The sequence below is a fragment of the Pedococcus cremeus genome, from assembly GCF_900111375.1.
Taxonomy (GTDB): domain Bacteria; phylum Actinomycetota; class Actinomycetes; order Actinomycetales; family Dermatophilaceae; genus Pedococcus_A; species Pedococcus_A cremeus.
Genome location: NZ_FOHB01000007.1, coordinates 65905 through 87333, shown reverse-complemented (window position 1 = coordinate 87333; position 21429 = coordinate 65905). Strand labels below are relative to the sequence as shown.

General features: G+C 72.2%; 19 protein-coding genes. 13 read left to right on the top strand and 6 right to left on the bottom strand.

Annotated elements, in window-relative coordinates:
* Window positions 1-19 precede the first annotated feature (19 nt).
* Entirely contained in the window at window positions 20-721 is a 702-nt protein-coding gene (locus BMW78_RS14270) for a M50 family metallopeptidase (RefSeq protein ID WP_091761160.1), read from the top strand.
* A gap of 105 nt (window positions 722-826) precedes the next feature.
* Window positions 827-2212 (top strand): glucose-6-phosphate dehydrogenase, encoded by a 1386-nt coding sequence (locus BMW78_RS14265; RefSeq protein WP_091761158.1) that lies wholly within the window; start codon window positions 827-829, stop codon window positions 2210-2212.
* 48 nt (window positions 2213-2260) lie between these two features.
* Here the strand turns inward: BMW78_RS14265 and kynA are convergent, their stop codons facing one another.
* Window positions 2261-3124 carry a tryptophan 2,3-dioxygenase gene (kynA, locus tag BMW78_RS14260; RefSeq protein WP_091761152.1) on the bottom strand — a complete coding sequence of 288 codons (864 nt, stop codon included), beginning with the start codon at window positions 3122-3124 and terminating at the stop codon, window positions 2261-2263.
* A 57-nt stretch (window positions 3125-3181) separates the two neighbouring features.
* Window positions 3182-4018 carry an aldo/keto reductase gene (locus tag BMW78_RS14255; RefSeq protein ID WP_091761149.1) on the bottom strand — a complete coding sequence of 279 codons (837 nt, stop codon included), beginning with the start codon at window positions 4016-4018 and terminating at the stop codon, window positions 3182-3184.
* 146 nt (window positions 4019-4164) lie between these two features.
* Here BMW78_RS14255 and BMW78_RS14250 point away from each other — a divergent pair, with 146 nt between their 5' ends.
* Complete coding sequence (locus BMW78_RS14250; RefSeq protein WP_091761147.1) at window positions 4165-5937, top strand: acetyl/propionyl/methylcrotonyl-CoA carboxylase subunit alpha; 1773 nt, start codon at window positions 4165-4167, stop codon at window positions 5935-5937.
* Window positions 5938-6043: 106 nt separating this feature from the next.
* On the opposite strand, the gene BMW78_RS21210 is transcribed toward BMW78_RS14250, so the two are convergent.
* A complete protein-coding gene (locus BMW78_RS21210) occupies window positions 6044-6787 on the bottom strand; it encodes an Rv0909 family putative TA system antitoxin (RefSeq protein ID WP_091761145.1) in 744 nt (247 codons plus the stop codon).
* A 92-nt stretch (window positions 6788-6879) separates the two neighbouring features.
* A complete protein-coding gene (locus BMW78_RS14240; RefSeq protein ID WP_091761143.1) occupies window positions 6880-8295 on the bottom strand; it encodes an NAD(P)H-quinone dehydrogenase in 1416 nt (471 codons plus the stop codon).
* A 181-nt stretch (window positions 8296-8476) separates the two neighbouring features.
* Here BMW78_RS14240 and BMW78_RS14235 point away from each other — a divergent pair, with 181 nt between their 5' ends.
* The 4 genes from BMW78_RS14235 to BMW78_RS14220 are packed head-to-tail and all read left to right on the top strand — an operon-like array spanning window position 8477 to window position 12399.
* Window positions 8477-9619 (top strand): ABC transporter substrate-binding protein, encoded by a 1143-nt coding sequence (locus BMW78_RS14235; protein WP_245735865.1) that lies wholly within the window; start codon window positions 8477-8479, stop codon window positions 9617-9619.
* Window positions 9612-10493 carry an ABC transporter permease gene (locus BMW78_RS14230; protein ID WP_245735864.1) on the top strand — a complete coding sequence of 294 codons (882 nt, stop codon included), beginning with the start codon at window positions 9612-9614 and terminating at the stop codon, window positions 10491-10493. The genes BMW78_RS14235 and BMW78_RS14230 overlap by 8 nt, the downstream gene beginning before the upstream one ends.
* Complete coding sequence (locus BMW78_RS14225) at window positions 10490-11338, top strand: ABC transporter permease (protein ID WP_091761445.1); 849 nt, start codon at window positions 10490-10492, stop codon at window positions 11336-11338. The genes BMW78_RS14230 and BMW78_RS14225 overlap by 4 nt, the downstream gene beginning before the upstream one ends.
* 5 nt (window positions 11339-11343) lie before the next feature.
* Window positions 11344-12399, top strand: coding sequence for an ABC transporter ATP-binding protein (locus BMW78_RS14220; protein WP_091761443.1), 1056 nt, complete (start codon window positions 11344-11346; stop codon window positions 12397-12399).
* A gap of 7 nt (window positions 12400-12406) precedes the next feature.
* Here the strand turns inward: BMW78_RS14220 and BMW78_RS14215 are convergent, their stop codons facing one another.
* Both BMW78_RS14215 and BMW78_RS14210 read right to left on the bottom strand, forming a co-directional pair.
* On the bottom strand, window positions 12407-13660 hold the full coding sequence (locus BMW78_RS14215; RefSeq protein ID WP_091761139.1) for a YncE family protein: 1254 nt from the start codon (window positions 13658-13660) through the stop codon (window positions 12407-12409).
* A gap of 4 nt (window positions 13661-13664) precedes the next feature.
* A complete protein-coding gene (locus BMW78_RS14210) occupies window positions 13665-14567 on the bottom strand; it encodes a polysaccharide deacetylase family protein (protein ID WP_245735863.1) in 903 nt (300 codons plus the stop codon).
* 69 nt (window positions 14568-14636) lie between these two features.
* Here BMW78_RS14210 and BMW78_RS14205 point away from each other — a divergent pair, with 69 nt between their 5' ends.
* The 6 genes from BMW78_RS14205 (at window position 14637) to BMW78_RS14180 (ending at window position 21333) form a co-directional block, all read left to right on the top strand.
* Window positions 14637-15485 (top strand): purine-nucleoside phosphorylase, encoded by an 849-nt coding sequence (locus tag BMW78_RS14205; protein ID WP_245735862.1) that lies wholly within the window; start codon window positions 14637-14639, stop codon window positions 15483-15485.
* 27 nt (window positions 15486-15512) lie between these two features.
* The gene (locus BMW78_RS14200; protein WP_091761136.1) at window positions 15513-17225 is read left to right on the top strand and encodes a phospho-sugar mutase; all 1713 of its coding nucleotides are present in this window, start codon (window positions 15513-15515) and stop codon (window positions 17223-17225) included.
* 79 nt (window positions 17226-17304) lie between these two features.
* Window positions 17305-18324: a deoxyribose-phosphate aldolase gene (deoC, locus tag BMW78_RS14195; RefSeq protein ID WP_091761134.1), complete on the top strand. Its 1020-nt coding sequence runs from the start codon at window positions 17305-17307 to the stop codon at window positions 18322-18324.
* A gap of 29 nt (window positions 18325-18353) precedes the next feature.
* Entirely contained in the window at window positions 18354-19802 is a 1449-nt protein-coding gene (locus BMW78_RS14190; RefSeq protein ID WP_091761132.1) for an aldehyde dehydrogenase family protein, read from the top strand.
* On the top strand, window positions 19799-20716 hold the full coding sequence (locus tag BMW78_RS14185) for an aldehyde dehydrogenase family protein (RefSeq protein ID WP_091761131.1): 918 nt from the start codon (window positions 19799-19801) through the stop codon (window positions 20714-20716). Before BMW78_RS14190 ends, BMW78_RS14185 begins: the two co-directional genes overlap by 4 nt.
* Entirely contained in the window at window positions 20713-21333 is a 621-nt protein-coding gene (locus BMW78_RS14180) for a uridine kinase family protein (protein ID WP_245735861.1), read from the top strand. Before BMW78_RS14185 ends, BMW78_RS14180 begins: the two co-directional genes overlap by 4 nt.
* Window positions 21334-21429 lie beyond the last annotated feature (96 nt).

Below are 21429 nucleotides of genomic sequence, written 5' to 3'. Positions count from 1 at the left end.
GTCGGCTAGGTTCGCCGCCGTGAACTGGGGTGAGGTCGGCGCACGGCTCGTGCCCACGCACGCGGTCACGCTGACGGCGCCCATCGTCCTCACGGCCCTGGTCGCCGCCCTGGTCGTGGTCGGCGTCGGCCCCGTCTGGCGGGCGGTCCGGCTCGTCGTGACCCTCGTGCACGAGCTGGGCCATGCCGTCGTCGGGATCGCGGTCGGCCGCCGGTTCACCGGGTTCGTGCTGCGTGGGGACATGTCCGGGCACGCCGTGACCGTGGGCCCGACACGAGGCGCCGGCCGCCTGGTCACGACGTGGGCCGGCTACCCCGCCCCGGCCGTCGTGGGCGCCGCCATGGTGTATGCCGCCGGGCGCGGCTGGTCGGCGCCGATGGTCACCGCCGGACTCGTCGTGCTCGTCGTCGCCCTGCTGCGCGTGCGGTCGGCGCTCACTGCGCTGGTCATGCTGCTGGTCCTCGGGGCGAACGCGGCCCTGTGGTGGTGGCGCAACGACCGGCTGCAGGCGACCGTCCTCGTGGGCCTGGGGGTGGTGCTCGTGGTCGGGGCCTGGCGCCACCTGGCCGCCGTCGCCGGAAGCCGCGACCGAGGGAGCGACTCGGCGGTCCTGGCCGCCCTGACCCGGGTGCCCCGCGCCCTCTGGACCGCGTCGTTCGCGCTGGTGTGCGCTGGAGCGACCGCGGTGGCAGCCAGGGTGCTGCTCGACCTCGTGCGCTGAACCGCCCTTCGTGTGAGGGCCCGGCACCTCGCGACGACACCGACCCGCCCGAGCCACCGGCCTGCGCACCTGCGGGGCCCACTTCCCCGTGGAATGCTGCGAACCATGGCCACACCTCCCCCTCGGACGACCGTGCTCATCCTGGGTGCGGGCGGTGACCTGACCCACCGGCTGCTGTTGCCCGGGCTTGCGAGCCTGCTCGTCGCGGAGCCCAGCCGCGACGTTCGCGTGGTGGGCGCGGACCGCACCGAGCTGACCCAGGCCCAGTGGCAGGACCGCGTCAGCGACGCCTTCGCCACGGTGGACCCCACCGCGACCCTGCTGAGCGCGGTGGTGAAGGACACGGCATACCTCACGACCGACGTGCTGGACCCGGACGGTCTCGGCGAGCTGGTCGCGAGCTGCGGTGACGGGCCCCTCGTGATCTTCTTCGCCCTCCCGCCGCACATCTCGATGAAGGTGTGCGAGCTGCTGCGCGACATCCACCTGCCCGAGGTGACCAGGTTGGCGCTGGAGAAGCCGTTCGGCACCGACCGCGCCAGCGCCGCCGCCTTCAACACGTTGCTGCACCAGGTGGTCGACGAGGACCAGGTCTTTCGCATCGACCACTTCCTCGGCCAGGCCGCTGTGCTCAACCTCATCGGCCTCCGGTTCGCCAACCGGCTCCTGCAGCCGGTCTGGAGCTCCGAGCACATCGAACGGGTCGAGATCGTCTACGACGAGGACCTCACCCTCGAGGGCCGCGCGGGGTACTACGACCATGCCGGCGCACTCCGCGACATGATCCAGAGCCACCTGCTCCAGGTGCTGGCCCTGTTCGCGCTCGAGTCGATCGCCACGCTCGACGCCCGGGAGCTGCGCGACCAGAAGACCCAGGTGCTGCGTGCCACCACGGTGTGGGGCGGATCCCCCGAGCGGTCCTCGCGTCGCGCGAGGTACACGTCGGGCGCGCTGGGCCGGCGCACGATCCCGGACTACGTCCACGAGGAGGGAGTCGACCCCGCTCGGGGCACCGAGACCCTCGCCGAGGTCACCCTGGCAGTGGAGAACAACCGGTGGGCAGGGGTGCCCTTCCTCCTGCGGAGCGGGAAGTCGCTGGGCATTCCCCGCAAGGATGTGGTCGTGCACTTCCGCGACGTGGCCCACCTGCCGGCCGGGTTCACCGGCGCCGGCTCCCACACCGACCGCCTCGTGCTGGACCTCAAGACGGGCGCGGTCTCGCTCACCCTGACCATGAACGCCGAGGGCGACCCCTTCGACCTCGAGCAGAAGGCTCTCACCGCCACGCTGGCACCGGCCGACCTGCTCCCCTACGGCGAGGTGCTGGCGCACATCCTCGACGGCGACCAGCTGCTGACGGTGCGCGGCGACGCCGCGGAGGAGTGCTGGCGGATCGTCGAGCCGGTGCTGCGGGCCTGGGCGGAGGGCACGGTGCCCATGGAGACGTATGCCGCCGGCTCAGCCGGCCCCGACGGCTGGCTGCCCGGCTGACGCGGTGGCCTCAGGCTCCGCACTGGCCCACCGGCCCGGGTGTGGTCGTCAGCCGCCGATCCGGGTGCGCACGGCATACAGCTCGGGGAAGAAGGTGAGGTCGAGCGCCCGGCGCAGGAAGTCGACGCCCGACGAACCGCCGGTCCCGGTCTTGTGGCCGATGGTGCGGGTGACGACCTGCAGGTGGCGGAAGCGCCAGGTCTGGAAGTTGTCCTCGATGTCGACGAGCTCCTCACAGGTCTCGTAGACGCCCCAGTGCTGGCTCGGGTCGGCGTAGACGCCGGCGAAGACGTCGACGAGGTCGTCGTCCATCCGGTACGGCGTGGTCACGTCGCGCTCGAGCACCGCCTGCGGGATCGCGTACCCGCGCCGGTGCAGGTAGCGCAGGAACTCGTCGTAGAGGCTGGGCTCCCCCAGCGCCTCGCTGAGCAGGTCCTTGGCGGTCGGGTCGTGGTCGAAGACCGCCACCATGTCGCGGTTCTTGTTGCCGAGCATGAACTCGACCGCGCGGTACTGGTAGCTCTGGAAGCCCGACGAGGTGGCGAGGAACGGCCGGATCTGGGCGTACTCGCTCGGCGTGAGCGTGGCCAGCACCGACCACTGCTCGGTCAGCTGGTTCTGGATGTGCTTGACCCGCGCCAGCCGCTTGAGGGCCGGGGCGAGGTCGTCGGTGGTGAGCAGGACCCGGGCCGAGCGCAGCTCGTGGAGCATGAGCTTGAGCCACAGCTCGGCCACCTGGTGCTGCACGATGAAGAGCAGCTCGTCGTGCTGCGGCGGGACGCTCCGGGGGTGCTGGGCCGACAGCAGCCGGTCGAGGTCGAGGTAGGACCCGTAGGACATGCTCGCGGAGAAGTCCCGCTGGATGCCCTCCTCCAGCTCGCGCTGGACCCGGGCCTCGGGGGTGTCGCTCATGGCGCACACCCTAGACCCGGGCCCAGCGCGGTCAGCCGGCCCTGGTGACGGTCGCCGTCACCCGAACGCGTCGGGGTCCGGGCCGGTGCGGTGGCCGCGGTCGAGCGTGGCGATGGCGGCGAGGTCCTCCTCGTCGAGGCGGAACCCGAAGACGTCGAAGTTCTCGCGGATGCGGCTCGGGGTCACCGACTTGGGGATGACGACGTTGCCGATGTCGAGGTGCCAGCGCAGGATCGCCTGCGCCGGGGTGACGCCGTGCTTGCTCGCCACCTTGCCGATCGTCTCGTCCTCCAGGACGTCACCACCGGAAGCCAGCGGGCTCCACGCCTCGGTGACGATGCCGTTGGCGGCGTGGAACTCGCGCAGCTCGCTCTGCTGCAGGTACGGGTGCAGCTCGACCTGGTTGATGGCGGGCAGCTCGCCGGTCTCGTCGAGCAGCCGCTGCAGGTGCGGCACGTGGAAGTTGCAGACGCCGACGGCGCGCACGCGACCCTCCTCGCGCAGTCGGAGCAGCGCCTTCCAGGTGTCGACGTACTTGTCCTGCTTGGGGGCCGGCCAGTGGATGAGGAACAGGTCGAGCGTCTCGAGGCCGAGCCGCTGCATCGACCCCTCGAACGCCGCGATGGTCGAGTCGAAGCCGTGGTCGTCGTTCCACACCTTGGTGGTCACGAACAGCTCCTCGCGGGGCACCGACGCCTTGGCGATCGCCTCGCCCGTGCCTCGCTCGTTGCCGTAGAGGCGAGCGGTGTCGATGCTGCGGTAGCCCGTCTCGATGGCGGTGGTGACCGCGTCGACGACCTCCTCCTCGGGCACCTGCCACACCCCGAAGCCGAGCTGCGGGATCTCGATTCTGGTCGTTCCGGCGGACAGCGAAAGGTTCGGGACAGCAGTCATGACCTCGACTGTATGCCGCGTGGGCGCGGCATACAGGTCGGGTCACCTGCCGGGACGAGGCGGAACATTCAAGGCCCTGCGGCTGTTGTGGAGCCCACATCCGGGGCGGGCGGTTGACGTCGGGGAAAGCGGCTAGGCTCCGCGCCATGGCGCCCATCAGCAAGGTTCTCATTGCCAACCGCGGCGAGATCGCCGTCCGCATCGCGCGTGCCTGCAAGGACAGCGACATCGGCTCAGTGGCCGTCTACGCCGACCCCGACCGTGACGCCCTGCACGTGAAGGTCGCCGACGAGGCCTACGCGCTGGGCGGCAGCACCCCCGGTGACAGCTACCTCGTGGTCGAGAAGCTGCTCGACGTCGCGAAGCGCTCGGGCGCCGACGTGGTGCACCCCGGCTACGGCTTCCTCGCGGAGAACGCCTCCTTCGCCCAGGCGGTCATCGACGCCGGGCTGACCTGGATCGGCCCCTCCCCCGCGGCCATCGACAGCCTCGGCGACAAGGTCAAGGCCCGCCACATCGCCGCCAAGGCCAAGGCGCCGCTGGTGGCCGGCACCCCCGACCCGGTCGAGAACGCGAGTGAGGTCATCGACTTCGCCGAGAAGCACGGGCTGCCCGTGGCCATCAAGGCGGCCTACGGCGGTGGCGGACGCGGCCTGAAGGTCGCCCGCACCCTCGAGGAGATCCCCGAGCTGTTCGAGTCGGCGACCCGCGAGGCGGTCGCCGCCTTCGGCCGCGGCGAGTGCTTCGTCGAGCGCTACCTCGACAAGCCGCGCCACGTCGAGACCCAGTGCCTGGCCGACGAGCACGGCAACGTCGTCGTGGTATCGACCCGTGACTGCTCGCTCCAGCGCCGCCACCAGAAGCTCGTCGAGGAGGCCCCTGCGCCGTTCCTCTCCGAGGCACAGAACGCCGAGCTGTACCGCGCCTCCAAGGCCATCCTCAAGGAGGCCGGCTACACCGGCGCCGGCACCTGCGAGTTCCTCGTCGGCCAGGACGGCACCATCTCCTTCCTCGAGGTCAACACGCGCCTGCAGGTGGAGCACTGCGTCAGCGAGGAGGTCACCGGCATCGACCTCGTGCGCGAGCAGTTCCGGATCGCGAACGGTGAGCCGCTCGGCTACAGCGACCCCACGCCCCGGGCCCACTCGATCGAGTTCCGCATCAACGGCGAGGACGCCGGCCGCAACTTCCTCCCCGCCCCCGGCACCGTGAGCGTGTTCCAGCCGCCGTCGGGCCCCGGCGTCCGCCTCGACAGCGGTGTCGTCGAGGGCGACACCATCGCCGGTGCGTTCGACTCCATGCTCGCAAAGCTCATCGTCACCGGCCACGACCGCAAGCAGGCGCTGCAGCGCGCCCGCCGGGCGCTGGCCGAGTTCGTCGTCGACGGCATGCCCACCGTGCTGCCGTTCCACCGGGCCGTGCTCGACGACCCGGCCTTCGACCCGGCCGACGCCGGCGAGCCCTTCACGGTGCACACCCGGTGGATCGAGACCGAGTGGGACAACACCGTCGAGCCCTTCGCCGGCCCGGCAGCCGAAGCCGAGGAGCAGGGCGAGCGCCAGTCCGTGGTGGTCGAGGTCGGCGGCAAGCGCCTCGAGGTCGTGCTCCCCGGCGGCCTCAACCTCGGCGGCGGTGGAGGTGCCGCAGCGAAGAAGAAGGCGCCGAAGCGCTCGGGTGGCAGCAAGGCCGGTGCGGCCGCGTCGGGCGACTCGCTGACCGCCCCCATGCAGGGCACCATCGTCAAGATCGCCGTCGAGGAGGGCCAGCAGGTCGCCGAGGGCGAGCTCGTGGTCGTGCTCGAGGCCATGAAGATGGAGCAGCCCATCAACGCCCACAAGGCAGGCACCATCACCGGCCTGTCGGCCGAGGTCGGCCAGACCGTGACCAACGGCGCCGTCATCGCCGACATCAAGGACTGAGCCACGCGGCATACCAGCGTGAACATGAGAGCGGCCCGTCACCCACGTGGGTGACGGGCCGCTCTCGTGTGCCCTGGCGGTATGGCGCGAGGTCAGTGCTGCCGGCTCAGTGCTGCTGGGGACCGCCGGTGTCGGGCTGGTCGCCGCCCGGCGTGCCGGGGGTGGCCTGCTCCTCACCCTGCTGGGTGGGGCCGCCCTGGGTCAGGGGCGTGCCCGCACCTCCACCGGGAGTGCCGGTTTCGGCGGCGTCGCCGCCCTGGGGTCGCAGGCCCTCCTCCAGCGGTCCGCCGGGCTGCCCGGGCTCCTGGCCGCCACCGGGCGTCAGCGGCTCGTCGAGCGAACCGGGCTGCTGGGCGTCGTCGCCTGGCAGCGGCTGGGGGTTGGGCGCGGGCGTCCCGTCGGGGTCCGGCGCGGAGTCGTCGGAGGCGGTCATGGAACCCGGACCGACGGGGTCGTTGCCGGTCTGCTGCTGCGGGAAGGGCTCCGGCTCGGGTGTGGGCGCGGGACCCGGTTCGGGCATGGGGTTCGGCAGCGGCTCGGGAGTCGGCGACGGGCCCGGCTCCGGCATCGGCGTGGGACCCGGCTCCGGGACGGGCGTGGGCCCGGGCTCCGGAAGAGGCTGCGGCATGGGCTCGCCCGGTACCGGGTGGCTGCCCTCGGGCGCCTCGGGCGCCTCCGGTGGCAGGCCGAGCTTGTCGCGCAGCGTGTCGCCGCCGCGGTCGATCTGCTCGGAGTACTTCCCACCGGTGCGCTCGTCGACGAGGTCCTGGACCTTCTCGATCGCGCTGCCCGCCTGGTCGGGGTTGCCCTTGACGAAGTCCTTGACCTTGTCCATGAATCCGCCGGCCATCGTCGTGCCTCTTCTCGTCTGTCGGTGTCGGTCTCGCGAACGACCCTAGCGACGGCCCGTGCCGACGGCTCGCCGAGCGACGGGCGGCGGCGCTACTGGGGTGCGTGCATCTGACGGGCCGCCTCGGCGACCGAACCCGACAGCGACGGGTAGACGGTGAAGGTGCCGGCGAGCTGGTCGACGGTCAGCCCGTGCTGCACCGCCAGCGTCACCGGGTAGATGAGCTCGGACGCCCGCGGCGCGACGATGACGCCGCCCACCACGGTGCCGATGCCCCTGCGCGCGAACAGCTTCACGAAGCCGTCGGTGATGCCCTGCATCTTGGCGCGAGGGTTGGTCGCGAGCGGCAGCATGAGCGCCTCGGCGTCGACGAGGCCCTCGTCGACGTCCTTCTGCGAGTAGCCGACCGTGGCGATCTCGGGGTCGGTGAAGATGTTCGCCGAGACCGCCCGCAGGTTGAGCGGGTGCACGGCGTCACCGAGCGCGTGGGCCATCGCGATGCGGCCCTGCATCGCGGCGACGGACGCGAGCGGCAGCACGCCGGTGCAGTCGCCGGCGGCGTAGATGCCGCGCACCGCGGTCCGCGAGACCCGGTCGACGGAGATGTGGCCCGAGGGCTTCAGCTGCACGCCGACCTCCTCGAGGCCGATGCCTGCCGTCTGCGGGACCGAGCCCACCGCCAGCAGTGCGTGGGTGCCCTCCACCTCGCGGCCGTCCTCGAGCCGCACGAGCACACCGGTGTCGGTGCGCTCGACCGCGGCCATGCGCGACCGGTTGAGCACCTCCATGCCGCGCTTGCGGAAGACGTCCTCGATCACCGTGGCGGCGTCGGCGTCCTCGCCGGGGAGCACACGGTCGCGCGAGGAGACCAGGGTGACCTGCGAGCCCAGTCCGAGGTAGGCCTGGGCCAGCTCGGCGCCGGTGACACCGGACCCGACGACCACCAGCTTCCCGGGGAGCTCCTTGAGGTCGTAGATCTGCTGCCAGGTGAGGATGCGCTCACCGTCGGGCTGGGCGGTCGCCATGACGCGCGGGGTGGCACCGGTGGCGAGCAGCACCACGTCGGCGGTGAGCTCCTCGACGCCGCCGTCGACGAGCTCGGCCCGCACCAGCGTCGGGGAGAGCATCCGCCCGAGGCCGCGCAGCACCCGCACGCCGTCGGCGTCGAGGCGCTGGCCGATGTCGCGGCTCTGGGCGGCGGCCAGGGCCAGGATGCGCCGGTTGACGGCGACGACCTCGGCCACGGACTCCGAGACCTCGTCGCCCTCGGGGTCCTCGAGGTGCACGCCGAGGTCGGCGGCCGTCTCGAACTGGGACTTGAAGTCCGCGGTGGAGATCAGGGCCTTCGACGGCACGCAGTCGGTCAGCACCGCGGCGCCGCCGAGGCCGTCACGGTCGACCACGGTCACCTTCGCCCCGAGGTGGGCTGCCACCAGGGCCGCCTCGTAGCCTCCGGGGCCACCGCCGAGGATCACGACTGAGGTCTCACGCGCGTTCACGGCCCCCATCCAACCACTGCCGCTCCTCCGGCCACCGCGCGGCGGCCCCGGCGGCCCACTGGACAACATCGCGCGAACTCCGGGGAAACGGAACGCTCATGGAGCCGTTGGGCCATCATCGGATGCATAGCATCGGCGCGGCGCCCCAGCCGGCAGGATGTCCGGTTCGCCGCTTCGCAGGAGGTCCGTCGTGAGCCAACTCCACCATCGTCGCGTCAGCGCCGGGGTCGCCGCCGTCGTGGCGGTCGCCGCCATCGCCGCCTGCTCCCCGCCCGAGAAGAAGAGCAGCTCCAGCTCGGCGTCGGGGGCCAGTGCCGCCTCCGCCACGTCCGCCAAGGACCTCGGGGGCATGGACAAGCTCGTCGCGGCCGCGAAGAAGGAGGGGCAGCTCAACGTCATCGCCCTGCCACCGGACTGGGCCAACTACGGCGAGATCATCAAGGCCTTCCAGAGCAAGTACGGCATCACCATCACGAGTGACCAGCCCGACGCCAGCTCCGCCGACGAGATCAGCACGGCCCAGCGGCTCAAGGGCCAGTCGAAGGCGCCGGACGTGTTCGACCTCGGTGCCTCCGTGGCGGCGGCGAACACGGCGATGTTCGCCCCCTACAAGTCCGAGAAGTTCGACGAGGTGCCCGCGAACCTCAAGGACCCGAACGGCACGTGGGTCAACGACTACGGCGGCTTCATGAGCATCGGGTACGACGCCGGCAAGGTCCCGGCGCCCACCTCCGTCGCCGACCTGCTGAAGCCTCCCTACAAGGGCAAGGTGGCCCTCAACGGTGACCCGACCAAGGCCGGCGCCGCCTTCGCGGGCGTCCAGATGGTCTCCGTCGCGCAGGGCGGCACCGTCGAGGACATCACCAAGGGCGTCGACTTCTTCGCCAAGCTCAAGGCCGCGGGGAACTTCCTGCCCGTGGACCCGACGCCGGCGACCATCGAGTCCGGACAGACTCCCGTGGTCTTCGACTGGGACTACCTCAACGTCGCCCAGGGCGCCAAGCTCAAGGGCAAGATGGACTGGAAGACCTTCGTGCCCGACAACGCGGCGGTCGGCGGCTACTACGTGCAGGCCATCAACAAGGACGCCCCGCACCCGGCCGCTGCCCGGCTGTGGCAGGAGTTCCTGTACTCCGACGAGGGCCAGAACCTGTGGCTCAAGGGTGGCGCCCGGCCCGTCCGCCTCGAGGCCATGCAGAAGGCGGGGACCGCCGACGCGGCAGCGGCCGCGGCTCTGCCGAAGGTCGCCGGCCAGCCGGTGATCCCGACCGAGGCGCAGAACGCCAAGGCCAAGGACTACCTCGCCAAGAACTGGGCCAACGCCGTTGGCTGACCGGGCTCGCACGGGGGCGCTCCGCGGCATACGGCCGTCGGGCGCCCTCGCGGGTGTGGTGCCGTTCTTCGCCTACACCACGGTCTTCCTCCTCATCCCCACGCTCGTCGTCGTCATCGGGGCGTTCCTGAGCGGGGGTCGTCCCACCCTGGGCAACGTCCGGGCCCTCACGGAGCCCGCGGTCATCTCGGCGACCCAGCACTCCGTGGTGCTGTCCGCGGTCACCGCCGTGGGCGGCGCGGTCATCGGCGCCGTGCTGGCGTATGCCGTGTCCACGGCACGCGTCGACGGTGTCCTCCGGCGCTTCGTCGCCTCCCTGTGCGGGGTGCTGGCGCAGTTCGGCGGCGTGGCGCTCGCCTTCGCGTTCCTCGCCAGCTTCGGGGCCACCGGCTTCCTCACGACCTGGCTCGCGAAGGTGGGGGTCGACACCGGGCCCGGGCTCTGGCTCTACGAGTGGGACAAGGGCCTGATGCTCGTCTACCTGTACTTCCAGATCCCGCTCATGCTGATCGTCTTCCTCCCCGCCGTCGAGGGCCTGCGGCCGCAGTGGCGGGAGGCGACCGAGACCCTCGGGGGCAGCACCTGGGTCTACTGGCGCCGGGTGGCCGCCCCGATCCTCTTCCCGTCCTTCGTGGGCGCGACGCTGCTGCTGTTCACCAACGCCTTCAGCGCCTACGCCACCGCCGCCGCCCTCGTCTCCCAGGGCTCCCCCCTGCTGCCGCTGGCCATCGGCAACACGCTCACCTCGGAGGTGATCCTGGGCCAGGAGAACATCGGGAAGGCCATGGCCCTGGAGATGGTGGTCGTCGTGGCGGTCGCCATGACGCTGTATGCCGTGCTGGACCGGCGTTCGTCGAAGTGGCTGGCGCCGTGAGCGGCAACCGGGCGGCCGCGCGCCGCAAGCAGGACGTCTTCCGGTGGGTCACCATCGGGGTCTGCCTGCTCTTCTTCGCCCTCCCGCTCTACGGGATGCTCGAGTTCACCACCCGCGGGCCCGGGGGGACCCGCTCGGCGCAGACGTGGGCGACCCTGCTGGACTTCGGCAAGGTGAGCGCGGAGTACCCCGCGCTGAAGGAGGGGTTCCTGGCCTCGGTCGGCCTGGCGGTGCTCACCGTGCTCATCATGCTGGTGCTGCTCGTCCCCACCATGACGTGGGTGCGGCTGCGCCTCCCGGGCCTCTCCCGCACGGTGGAGTTCCTCTGCCTGCTGCCACTGACGGTGCCCGCGATCGTCCTCGTCGTCGGGCTGACGCCGGTCTACGCCTGGGTCACCTACCTGCTGGGCGAGTCGACCCTGTGGCTGTCCCTCGCCTACGTGATCCTCGTGCTGCCCTACGCCTACCGCTCCCTCGACGCCGGCCTGCGGGCCATCGACGTCAAGACGCTCGCGGAGGCCAGCCGCTCCCTCGGTGCGGGGTGGGGCACCGTGATGATGCGGGTGATCCTGCCCAACCTGCGCACCGCGGTGCTCTCGGCGTCCTTCCTCTCGGTGGCCCTCGTGCTCGGCGAGTTCACCATCGCCAACCTGTTCAGCCGCAAGAACCTCCAGGTCGCGATGTACGAGCTGGGCAAGAGCGACGCCCAGATCAGCATCGCCGTCGGCCTGGCCGCCCTGGTCTTCGGCTTCCTCGTCCTGTTCGCCATGTCCTTCGTGGGCGGCCCCCGCTCCGCCACCGCCGCCGCACCCCGGCTCCGCCGCACCCGCAAGGAGAGCCCGTGACCAGCATGACCAGCACCGACGGCCAGGGCGTCGCCGTCCAGCTGACCGGCCTGCGCCGGACCTACGGCGCGCTCAACGCCCTCGACCACTTCACCCTGCACATCGCGCCCGGCGAGCTGGTCGCCCTGCTCGGCCCCTCCGGCTGCGGGAAGACGACCGCCCTGCGCTGCCTCGCCGGCCTCGAGGACCCCGACTCCGGGCGCATCGAGGTCGGCGGACGCGACATCACCTCGGTGCCCACGAGCCGGCGCGACATGGGGATGGTCTTCCAGGCGTACAGCCTGTTCCCGCACATGACGGCCCGGCAGAACGTCGAGTTCGGGCTGCAGCTGCGCAAGCGGAGCACCCAGGAGCGGCGTACGCGGGCGGCCGACATGCTCGACCTCGTGGGGCTCTCGGACCAGGCCGACAAGTACGCCCACCAGATGTCCGGCGGCCAGCAGCAACGCGTGGCCCTCGCCCGCGCGCTGGCGATCGAGCCCCAGGTGCTCCTGCTCGACGAGCCGCTCTCGGCCCTCGACGCCAAGGTGCGCACGCAGCTGCGGGACGAGATCCGCCGCATCCAGCTCACCGTCGGCACGACCACGCTGTTCGTCACCCACGACCAGGAGGAGGCGCTCGCGGTGGCGGACCGCGTCGGCGTCATGCGCGCGGGCCACCTCGAGCAGCTCGCCGCCCCGGAGGAGCTCTACGCCCGGCCCACCTCGGAGTTCGTCGCCGACTTCGTTGGGTTGACCAACCGGCTCCCGGGGACCGCGGTCGACGGCCACGCCGACGTGCTCGGTGGTCGGGTCCCCCTGCTGGACGGCTCGGCCACCTCCGGCGAGGTCATGGTGCTCGTCCGGCCCGAGGGCATCGACATCGCGGCCGACCCGGCAGGGGACGCCACCGTGCTCAGCGGCAGCTTCCTCGGGGCCCACGGCCGGGTGACCGCCGAGACCGCGGGCGGCCACCACGTCGTCGTCCAGGTGCCCAGCTCGGCCGTCGCGGCCTACCCACCGGGCACCCGGGTGCGCCTCACGGCTCGAGGCGACCGCGCCCTAGCTGTACGGGCCGAGTGAGTCAGGGTCAGCGCATGTTGCCGGTGTGGCCCAGCGAGAACCGGCCCGGCTGCGGCCACACGGCCAGCCCGTGCGGACCGCTGTCGACCTTGATCCGGTGGGTGACCTTGCCGGTCGTGGTGTCGAAGACGTAGACGACGTGGTCGTAGCGTCCGGCCAGCCACAGCTCAGAGCCGTCGGCCGACACCCCGCCCATGTCGGGCGAGCCGCCGCCCGGGATCTTCCACAGCGCCACCTTCTTCAGCGTGGCGGAGTCGAGGACTGTGATCGAGCCGGCGTCCCGGTTGGAGACGAAGAGCCGGCTGGCGTCGCGGGAGGGGTAGATGCCGTGCGCGCCGATGGCCGTGTGGATGAACCGGGAGATCCGGAGCGTCTTCGCGTCGATGACCCACACGCCGTTGCGGAGCATGTCCGCCGCGAGGAACCAGCGGCCGTCCGGGGTGAGGCGGACGTCCTGCGGCATCGCCGACGCGCCCGGCATGAGGCCCTGCTTGGGGCTGCCCGGCATGTTCATCGCCTGGTGGGGTGACGTCGCCCCGGGGGTCTTGACCTTGTTCAGGTCGATGACCTTGCGGACCTTGGTGGCATGCGCGTCGATGACGAGGAGCTTGCCGCTGAACTCGCAGCTGGCGATGAAGAAGCTCTCGTCGGCGCTGAAGTCGGCGTGGTTGACGCCGTGGCAGGGCACCGACACCGAGTGCTTGAGCTTCATGGTGTGGGGGTCGCGGGCGTCGATGCGGCGCAGGCGCTCGGCCATGACGAGGGCGTACTTGCCGTCGGGCGTGAAGTACAGGTTGTAGGGGTCGTCCACCGCGACCCGCTTCCCCGCCTTGCCGGTCTTCGGGTCGATGGGGATGAGGTCGTTGCCCAGGTCGTCGTTGACCCACAGGGTCTTCAGGTCCCAGGAGGGCACGACGTGCTGCGGCTCGCGGCCGGTGCTGAACCTGCCGACGACCTTGTAGGTCGACGGGTCGATGAGCTGCACGGTGTTGCTCATGGTGTTGGGCACGTAGACCATCGGCTTGGCCGTGCGCGCGGCGCCGGTCAGCGCGCCGGCGGCGTCCGCGGCATACACGTTGGTCGTCGGGGACGCGCTGCCCGTGGCGGTCGCCGGCGAGCTCGGCGCCCGCCCGGAGCCAGAGCTGGACGGCGTGCCACCGGCTGGGCCGGTCGAGGTGCCGTCTGACGAGCAGCCCGCTGCGGCGAGCACGGCTGAGAGCAGGATGAGGGCGACGCGCCCCCGGGTTCCCCCTGGATGCATGGGCTCAGTCTCGCAGGAGGGTCGACAGGGTCACCGGCCGGAGTCCGGAATGGGACAGGTCGGCCAGGATTCCGGGCAGCGCCTCGACCGTGCCGGGGTGCCCCAGGTGCAGGCTCACGATCGACCCCGGGCGGACCTGCTTGCGCGTGCGCGAGCGCACCAGGGCGGCGCCCGGGTCGCGGTAGTCCTCGGGGTCGACGTCGTAGGAGATGCACCGGCGGTAGCCGCTCGCCAGGGCCGCGGCCCGGATGGTAGCGGTGCTGCGCGGGGTCCCGGAGGGGCGGAACCACCAGCCGGTGGTCCCGACGGCCTTCTTCAGCGCCGCGGCGCCGCGAGCCACCTCCTGGCGCGCGGTGGCGGCGTCGAGGGAGGGCATCTGCTGGTGGCTCCAGGTGTGGTTCCCCAGGTCGTGGCCGCCGCGGACGATGGCCCGGCCGAGCGACGGGTCGTCCGCGAGCCAGGTGCCCACGGCGAAGACCGTGATGGCGGCGCCGGCGTCGCGGCAGTGGGCCAGCACCCGGTCGGTGAGGGAGGCGGGCCCCTGGCCGTGGAAGGTCAGGGCGACCTCCTCCCGGCTGCGGGGGCCGTGCACGATGTCCGGGCCCGCGGTGTCGAGGAGCGAGGGACGTGCGGGGCGGCCGGACGCCGTGGCGGAGCCGGTCGGGGTGGCCGAGGCGGATGCCGTGGACCCGGGCTGCGTGCCCGACGTGCCGCCACCGCCGGCCGCGCTCGTCGCCCCGGAGGACGGGCCCGCCGCCGAGTCGGACCCGGTGCCGGGGGCGGAGCACGCGGCAAGGGTGGCGGCAGCGGCCGCGACCCCCAGGAAGGCCCGTCGGCCGAGCACGGTGGGTGCGGGGTGCTCGTCCGGTGCGGGGAGGTCCGGGTCGAGGGGTTCCGGTTCGGTCACCGGGGAAGCGTGGCACGACAACCTGAGCGATTTCTCAAGGCTCGCTCGGGCGGTCTGTACGCTTCGGCCGTGACCGACAACGCCAGCCTTCCCACCGTGCCGGACCTGAACGACCCGGCGACCGACCCGTTCGAGGTGGCCGGCGCCGCCGCCTCGGTCATCGCCGAGAGGACCGGTGCCGAGCGGCACGACGTGGCCCTGGTGCTCGGGTCGGGCTGGGGCCAGGCGGGCGACCTCGTCGGCGAGACGCTGGCCACGGTCGACAACGCCGACGTCCCCGGCTTCGCCAAGGCCGCCGTCGAGGGCCACTCCGGCACCATGCGCTCGGTCGCCATCGGCGACACCGGTCGCCGCGCGCTGGTCTACGGCACCCGCACCCACTTCTACGAGGGCCGTGGCGTGCGGGCCGTCGTCCACGCGGTGCGCACGGCTGCGGCCGCCGGGTGCAAGGCCATCGTGCTCACCAACGGCTGCGGCGGACTGAACCGCTCGTGGGGTCCGGGCACCACGGTGCTCATCCGCGACCACATCAACCTCACCGCCCACTCCCCCATCGAGGGCGCCAACTTCGTCGACCTCACCGACCTGTACTCGCCGCGCCTGCGTGAGCTGGCCCGCACCGTCGACCCCACGCTCGACGAGGGCGTCTACGTGCAGTTCCGCGGTCCCCACTACGAGACCCCGGCGGAGGTGCAGATGGCCAAGACCATCGGCGGCGACCTCGTCGGCATGTCCACGACCCTCGAGGCGATCGCCGCCCGGCAGGCGGGCCTGGAGGTGCTCGGCATCTCGCTCGTCACGAACCTCGCCGCCGGCATCAGCGACCAGCCGCTCTCGCACGCCGAGGTGATCGAGGCCGGCCAGGCCGCCGCAGGACGCTGCGGCCGGCTGCTCGCCGACATCGTCGCCGCCATCTGAGCCGCCACGAAGAAGAGGACTGCAGACATGACGTATGCCGGGCGGCACGGGCGCGCCGAGAACGGGGACAGTGGTGCGGTGCACCACCGCGACGAGCTGATCGAGGCCGCGCAGGCCTGGATCGACGACGACCCCGACCACGAGACGAGGGTCGAGCTGGGTGAGCTGGTTGCCCGCGCCAAGGCCGGCGAGGAGTCCGCCCTGCCCGACCTGGTCGACCGCTTCGCCGGGATGCTCGAGTTCGGCACCGCCGGCCTGCGCGGCGCCCTCGGCGCCGGTCCCAACCGGATGAACCGCTCAGTGGTCATCCGCGCGGCCGCCGGCCTCACGGCATACCTGAAGGAGCGGGACGCCGAGCCGTTCGTCGTCATCGGCTACGACGCCCGGCGCAACTCCGACGTCTTCGCCCGCGACACCGCGGCCGTGGTCGTCGGGGCGGGCGGGCGCGCCGCGGTGCTGCCGCACACCCTGCCGACCCCGGTGCTGGCGTTCGCCATCCGCCACCTCGGCGCCGACGCCGGCGTGATGGTGACCGCGAGCCACAACCCGCCGCAGGACAACGGCTACAAGGTCTACCTCGGCGACGGCAGCCAGATCGTGCCGCCGGCCGACAGCGGCATCGCCGGCCACATCGCCCACGTGCGGGCCGTGGCCGAGGTGCCGATGGCCGACGACGGCTGGGAGACCCTCGACGACGAGGTGCTCGACGCCTACGTCGACGCGACCGCCGCCATCGTCGCCGCCGACTCGCCGCGCGACCTGCGCACCGTGCACACCGCGCTGCACGGCGTCGGCAGCGAGACCCTGCTGCGCGTCTTCGAGAAGGCCGGCTTCCCGGCACCGATCCCGGTCCCGAGCCAGCAGCAGCCGGACGCCGCCTTCCCCACCGTGTCGTTCCCGAACCCCGAGGAGCCCGGCGCGATCGACGCCGCCCTCGAGCTGGCGCGGGAGGTGGAGCCCGACCTCGTGCTCGCCAACGACCCGGACGCCGACCGGTGCGCCGTCGCCGTGCTCGACGGCGGCGACTGGCGCATGCTGCGCGGCGACGAGGTGGGGGCCCTGCTCGGCGCCCACCTGCTGCGCCGCGGCGTGCCGGAGGACGCCGTCTTCGCCAACTCGATCGTCTCCTCGCGGCTGCTCGCCGCCATGGCCGCCAAGGCCGGCATCCAGCACGAGGAGACCCTCACCGGGTTCAAGTGGATCGCCCGTGTGCCCGGCCTGCGCTACGGCTACGAGGAGGCCCTCGGCTACTGCGTCGACCCGGCCACCGTGCGCGACAAGGACGGCGTCAGCGCCTGCCTGCTGGTGGCCGAGATGGCCGCCGGGCTCAAGGCCGACGGCCGCACCCTCACCGACGTGCTCGACGACCTCGCGGTGGAGCACGGTCTGCACGCCACCGACGCGTTCTCGGTGCGCGTGGCCGACCTGTCGCTGATCGGCACCGTCATGGCGCGGCTGCGGGAGAACCCGCCCACCGAGGTCGCCGGGACGGCCGTCGAGCGGGCCGACGACCTGGCCGAGGGCAGCGAGGCGCTGCCGCCCACCGACGGGCTGCGCTACCACCTCGCCGACGGGTCCCGCGTCATCGTCCGCCCGTCCGGCACCGAGCCGAAGCTCAAGGTCTACCTCGAGGTGGTTGAGCCGCTCGCCGGGCCCGAGGCGCTGGCGGCAGCCCGCGAGACGGCCACCGCGCGGCTGGCCGCGATCCGCGAGTCCATGCAGGCGCTCACCACCGTCTGAGAGACAGAGGGTCGTCAGCCGTCACGTGCGCAGCGCGACGGCTGACGACCACACTCTGAGACACCGATAGACTCCAGCGGTGAGTACCTCCACCGCACCGCGTGACGCGGTCGACGCACCATCTCGGGCCCGTGACATCCTCGGCGCCTCCCGGCTGACCAACGAGTCGCTGACCGCGTGGCTGCACGGCCTGCCGGGCGTCGACCAGGTGGGGTGCGAGGCCCGCGCCGCGATGCTGGGCACCCGCTCGATCAAGACGACGTCGAAGGCCTGGGCCATCGACACCGCCATCTCGATGATCGACCTGACGACGCTGGAGGGCGCCGACACCCCCGGCAAGGTGCGTGGCCTGTGCGCCAAGGCGCTCACCCCGGACGCCACCGACGCGTCGACCCCCCGCCCGGCGGCCGTGTGCGTCTACGGCGACATGGTGCCCTTCGCCCGTGAGGTGCTCGGCGAGGGCAGCGGCGTCAACATCGCCGCGGTCGCCACCGCCTTCCCCTCGGGCCGCGCCAGCATGCCCGTCAAGCTGGCCGACACCCGCGACGCCGTGGCCAACGGCGCCGACGAGATCGACATGGTCATCGACCGTGGCGCGTTCCTCTCCGGCCGCTACCTCGACGTGTTCAACGAGATCGCCGACGTCAAGCAGGCCTGCGTCCGGCCCGACGGCACCGCCGCGCGGCTCAAGGTCATCATGGAGACCGGCGAGCTGGTCACCTACGACAACGTCCGCCGGGCCTCCTGGCTGTCGATGCTCGCCGGTGGCGACTTCATCAAGACCTCGACCGGCAAGGTCTCCCCCGCCGCGACGCTGCCCGTCACGGTGATCATGCTCGAGGCCGTGCGCGACTGGCGCGAGCTGACCGGTGAGATGGTCGGCGTGAAGCCGGCCGGCGGCATACGGACCAGCAAGGACGCCATCAAGTTCCTGGTCGCGGTGAGCGAGGTGGCCGGCGAGGACTGGCTCGATCCGCACTGGTTCCGCTTCGGCGCCTCCAGCCTGCTCAACGACCTGCTGCTGCAGCGCCAGCGGATGCGCATCGGCGCCTACTCCGGGTCGGACTACGTGACCGACGACTCCCCCAGCCTGTACTGACCGCCCGCGGATTCCGAGGAAGCCAACCCATGCCCACGTTCGAGTACGCACCGGCACCCGAGTCCCGGGCCGTCGTCAACCTCAAGCCCTCCTACGGGCTCTTCATCGGTGGCGAGTTCACCGAGTCCGAGGGCGGGTCGGCCTTCAAGTCGATCAGCCCGGCCAGCGAGGAGGTCCTCGCCGAGGTCACGGAGGCCTCGTCGGCCGACGTCGACCGCGCCGTCGCCGCCGCCCGCCGCGCCTTCACCGGCGCGTGGGGCCGCATGTCCGGCGTCGACCGCGGCAAGTACCTCTTCCGGATCGCGCGCATCCTGCAGGAGCGCGCCCGCGAGTTCGCGGTGCTCGAGAGCCTCGACAACGGCAAGCCGATCCGCGAGAGCCGCGACGTCGACGTGCCCTTGGCCGCGGCGCACTTCTTCTACCACGCGGGCTGGGCCGACAAGCTCGAGTACGCCTCGCTCGGCTCGAACCCGCGCGCCATCGGTGTCGTCGGCCAGGTCATCCCGTGGAACTTCCCGCTGCTCATGCTGGCGTGGAAGATCGCCCCGGCCCTGGCCGCCGGCAACACCGTGGTGCTCAAGCCGGCCGAGACCACTCCCCTGTCGGCGCTGCTGTTCGCGGAGGTCTGCCAGCAGGCCGACCTGCCGGCGGGCGTCGTCAACATCGTCACCGGCGCCGGCGCCACCGGCCAGGCCATCGTCGACCACCCGGGCATCGACAAGCTGGCCTTCACCGGCTCCACCGCGGTCGGCAAGATGATCGCCCGCTCCATCGCCGGCACCCGCAAGAAGGCGACGCTCGAGCTCGGCGGCAAGGCGGCCAACATCATCTTCGACGACGCCCCCATCGACCAGGCGGTCGAGGGCATCGTCAACGGCATCTTCTTCAACCAGGGCCACGTCTGCTGCGCCGGCTCCCGCCTGCTGGTGCAGGAGTCGATCGCCGAGGAGGTCGAGGCACGCCTGAAGCGTCGCCTGGGCACCCTGCGCGTCGGCGACCCGCTCGACAAGAACACCGACGTGGGCGCCATCAACTCCAAGGCCCAGCTCGAGCGCATCACCGAGCTCACCGCCGCCGGCGAGGCCGAGGGCGCCACCCGCTGGTCGCCGGAGTGCGAGCTGCCGAGCAAGGGCTTCTGGTTCCGCCCGACCGTCTTCACCGGCGTCAGCCAGGGCCACCGCATCGCCCAGGAGGAGATCTTCGGGCCGGTGCTGTCGGTGCTCACCTTCCGCACGCCGCACGAGGCGGTCGCCAAGGCAAACAACACGCCCTACGGCCTCTCCGCCGGTGTGTGGACCGAGAAGGGCTCGCGCATCCTGTGGATGGCCGACCAGCTGCGCGCCGGTGTGGTCTGGGCCAACACCTTCAACAAGTTCGACCCCACCAGCCCCTTCGGCGGCTACAAGGAGTCCGGCTACGGGCGCGAGGGCGGTCGCCACGGCCTCGAGGCCTACGTCACGACGGGAGACAGCAAGTGAGCCCGACCACCGGCGCCCCGAGCCGAGTCGAGATCAAGAAGACCTACAAGCTCTACATCGGCGGCAAGTTCCCCCGGTCCGAGTCCGGTCGCTCCTACGAGGTGTATGCCGGCGGCGCCAGCTCCGGTGCCTTCCTCGCCAATGCGGCGCAGGGCTCCCGCAAGGACGCCCGCGACGCGGTCGTCGCCGCCCGCAAGGCGTTCCCCGCCTGGGCCGGCGCCACGGCATACAACCGCGGTCAGGTCCTGTACCGCGTCGCCGAGGTGATGGAGGGCCGCCGCGCCCAGTTCGTCGCCGAGGTCCGCGCCAGCGAGGGCGTCAGCGAGCGCCAGGCCGAGGCGGTCGTCGGGCAGGCCATCGACCGCTGGGTCTGGTACGCCGGCTGGAGCGACAAGTACGCGCAGGTGCTCGGCGGGCTCAACCCGGTGGCCGGCCCCTACTTCGACATCTCCGCCCCCGAGCCCACCGGTGTCGTGGCCGTGCTCGCGCCGCAGGCGTCGTCGCTGCTTGGCCTGGTGTCCGTGCTGGCCCCGGTCGTCGTCTCCGGCAACACCGCCGTCGTGCTGAGCAGCGAGCTGCGCCCGCTGCCGGCCATCACCCTCTCGGAGGCGCTGGCCACCTCCGACGTGCCCGGCGGGGTCGTCAACATCGTCACCGGGCGCACCGGCGAGGTCGCGCCGTGGCTCGCCTCGCACCGCGACGTCAACGCCATCGACCTGGCCGGGGCCGCGGGCGCCGAGGGCGTCGTCTGGGGCGACCTCGAGGCGGCTGCCGCCGAGAACCTCAAGCGCGTCGTGCGCCCGGCCGGCACCGGTCCCGAGGCGGTCGAGCCCGACTGGACGGCCACGCCCGACCTGTCGCGGCTCACGGCGTTCCTCGAGACCAAGACGGTCTGGCACCCCAAGGGCCGTTGACCGAGCAGCTCGCCCGCGTCGTCGTGCTTGCCGGCCCCAGCGGGGCCGGCAAGTCGCGGCTGGCGGGCCGTCTCCGCGATGCCCACGGCTGGCCGATCGTCCGCCTCGACGACTTCTACCGCGACGAGGACGACCCGCAGATGCCCCGCAGCGAGGAGCTCGGGATCATCGACTGGGACCACCCCGACTCGTGGAACCGGCCGGCCGCGCTGTCGGCGCTCGAGACCCTCGTGCGGAACGGCAGCGTGGAGACCCCGGTCTACGACATCTCCGCCAACCGCGCGGTCGACACCACGGTGCTCACCGCCCGCCCGACCGACATCGTGCTGGCCGAGGGCATCTTCGCGGCCGAGATCATCCCCGACCTGCGCCAGCTCGGGCTGCTGGCGGGCGCCTTCTGCGTGCACCACCACCGCTGGGTGACCTTCGCGCGGCGCCTGACCCGTGACCTGGCCGAGCGCCGCAAGCCGCCGCTGACGCTGGTGCGCCGCGGGCTGGCCCTCGCGCGCGAGGAGCCCGTCATCGTGCAGCGGCACGTCGACCTGGGCGCCGAGCCGGCCCGCGCGGCGCACCTCGAGCCACGGCTCAGCGCGCTGGCGGACGCCGTCGCCACCTGACCGCCGCCGAGCCCTTGCACGTCCTGCAACGTCCTGCCACTGCCCTGCCACGTCCCGGGCACGACATGGCCACCGCGTGCCGCAGACCAGCGTCCT

Excerpts from the sequence above, each read along its gene's own strand:
- BMW78_RS14265 (WP_091761158.1), top strand. The coding sequence starts at position 827 with ATGGCCACACCTCCCCCTCGGACGACCGTGCTCATCCTGGGTGCGGGC.
- kynA (WP_091761152.1), bottom strand. The coding sequence starts at position 3,124 with ATGAGCGACACCCCCGAGGCCCGGGTCCAGCGCGAGCTGGAGGAGGGC.
- BMW78_RS14255 (WP_091761149.1), bottom strand. The coding sequence starts at position 4,018 with ATGACTGCTGTCCCGAACCTTTCGCTGTCCGCCGGAACGACCAGAATC.
- BMW78_RS14250 (WP_091761147.1), top strand. The coding sequence starts at position 4,165 with ATGGCGCCCATCAGCAAGGTTCTCATTGCCAACCGCGGCGAGATCGCC.
- BMW78_RS21210 (WP_091761145.1), bottom strand. The coding sequence starts at position 6,787 with ATGGCCGGCGGATTCATGGACAAGGTCAAGGACTTCGTCAAGGGCAAC.
- BMW78_RS14240 (WP_091761143.1), bottom strand. The coding sequence starts at position 8,295 with ATGGGGGCCGTGAACGCGCGTGAGACCTCAGTCGTGATCCTCGGCGGT.
- BMW78_RS14220 (WP_091761443.1), top strand. The coding sequence starts at position 11,344 with ATGACCAGCACCGACGGCCAGGGCGTCGCCGTCCAGCTGACCGGCCTG.
- BMW78_RS14215 (WP_091761139.1), bottom strand. The coding sequence starts at position 13,660 with ATGCATCCAGGGGGAACCCGGGGGCGCGTCGCCCTCATCCTGCTCTCA.
- BMW78_RS14200 (WP_091761136.1), top strand. The coding sequence starts at position 15,513 with ATGACGTATGCCGGGCGGCACGGGCGCGCCGAGAACGGGGACAGTGGT.
- BMW78_RS14190 (WP_091761132.1), top strand. The coding sequence starts at position 18,354 with ATGCCCACGTTCGAGTACGCACCGGCACCCGAGTCCCGGGCCGTCGTC.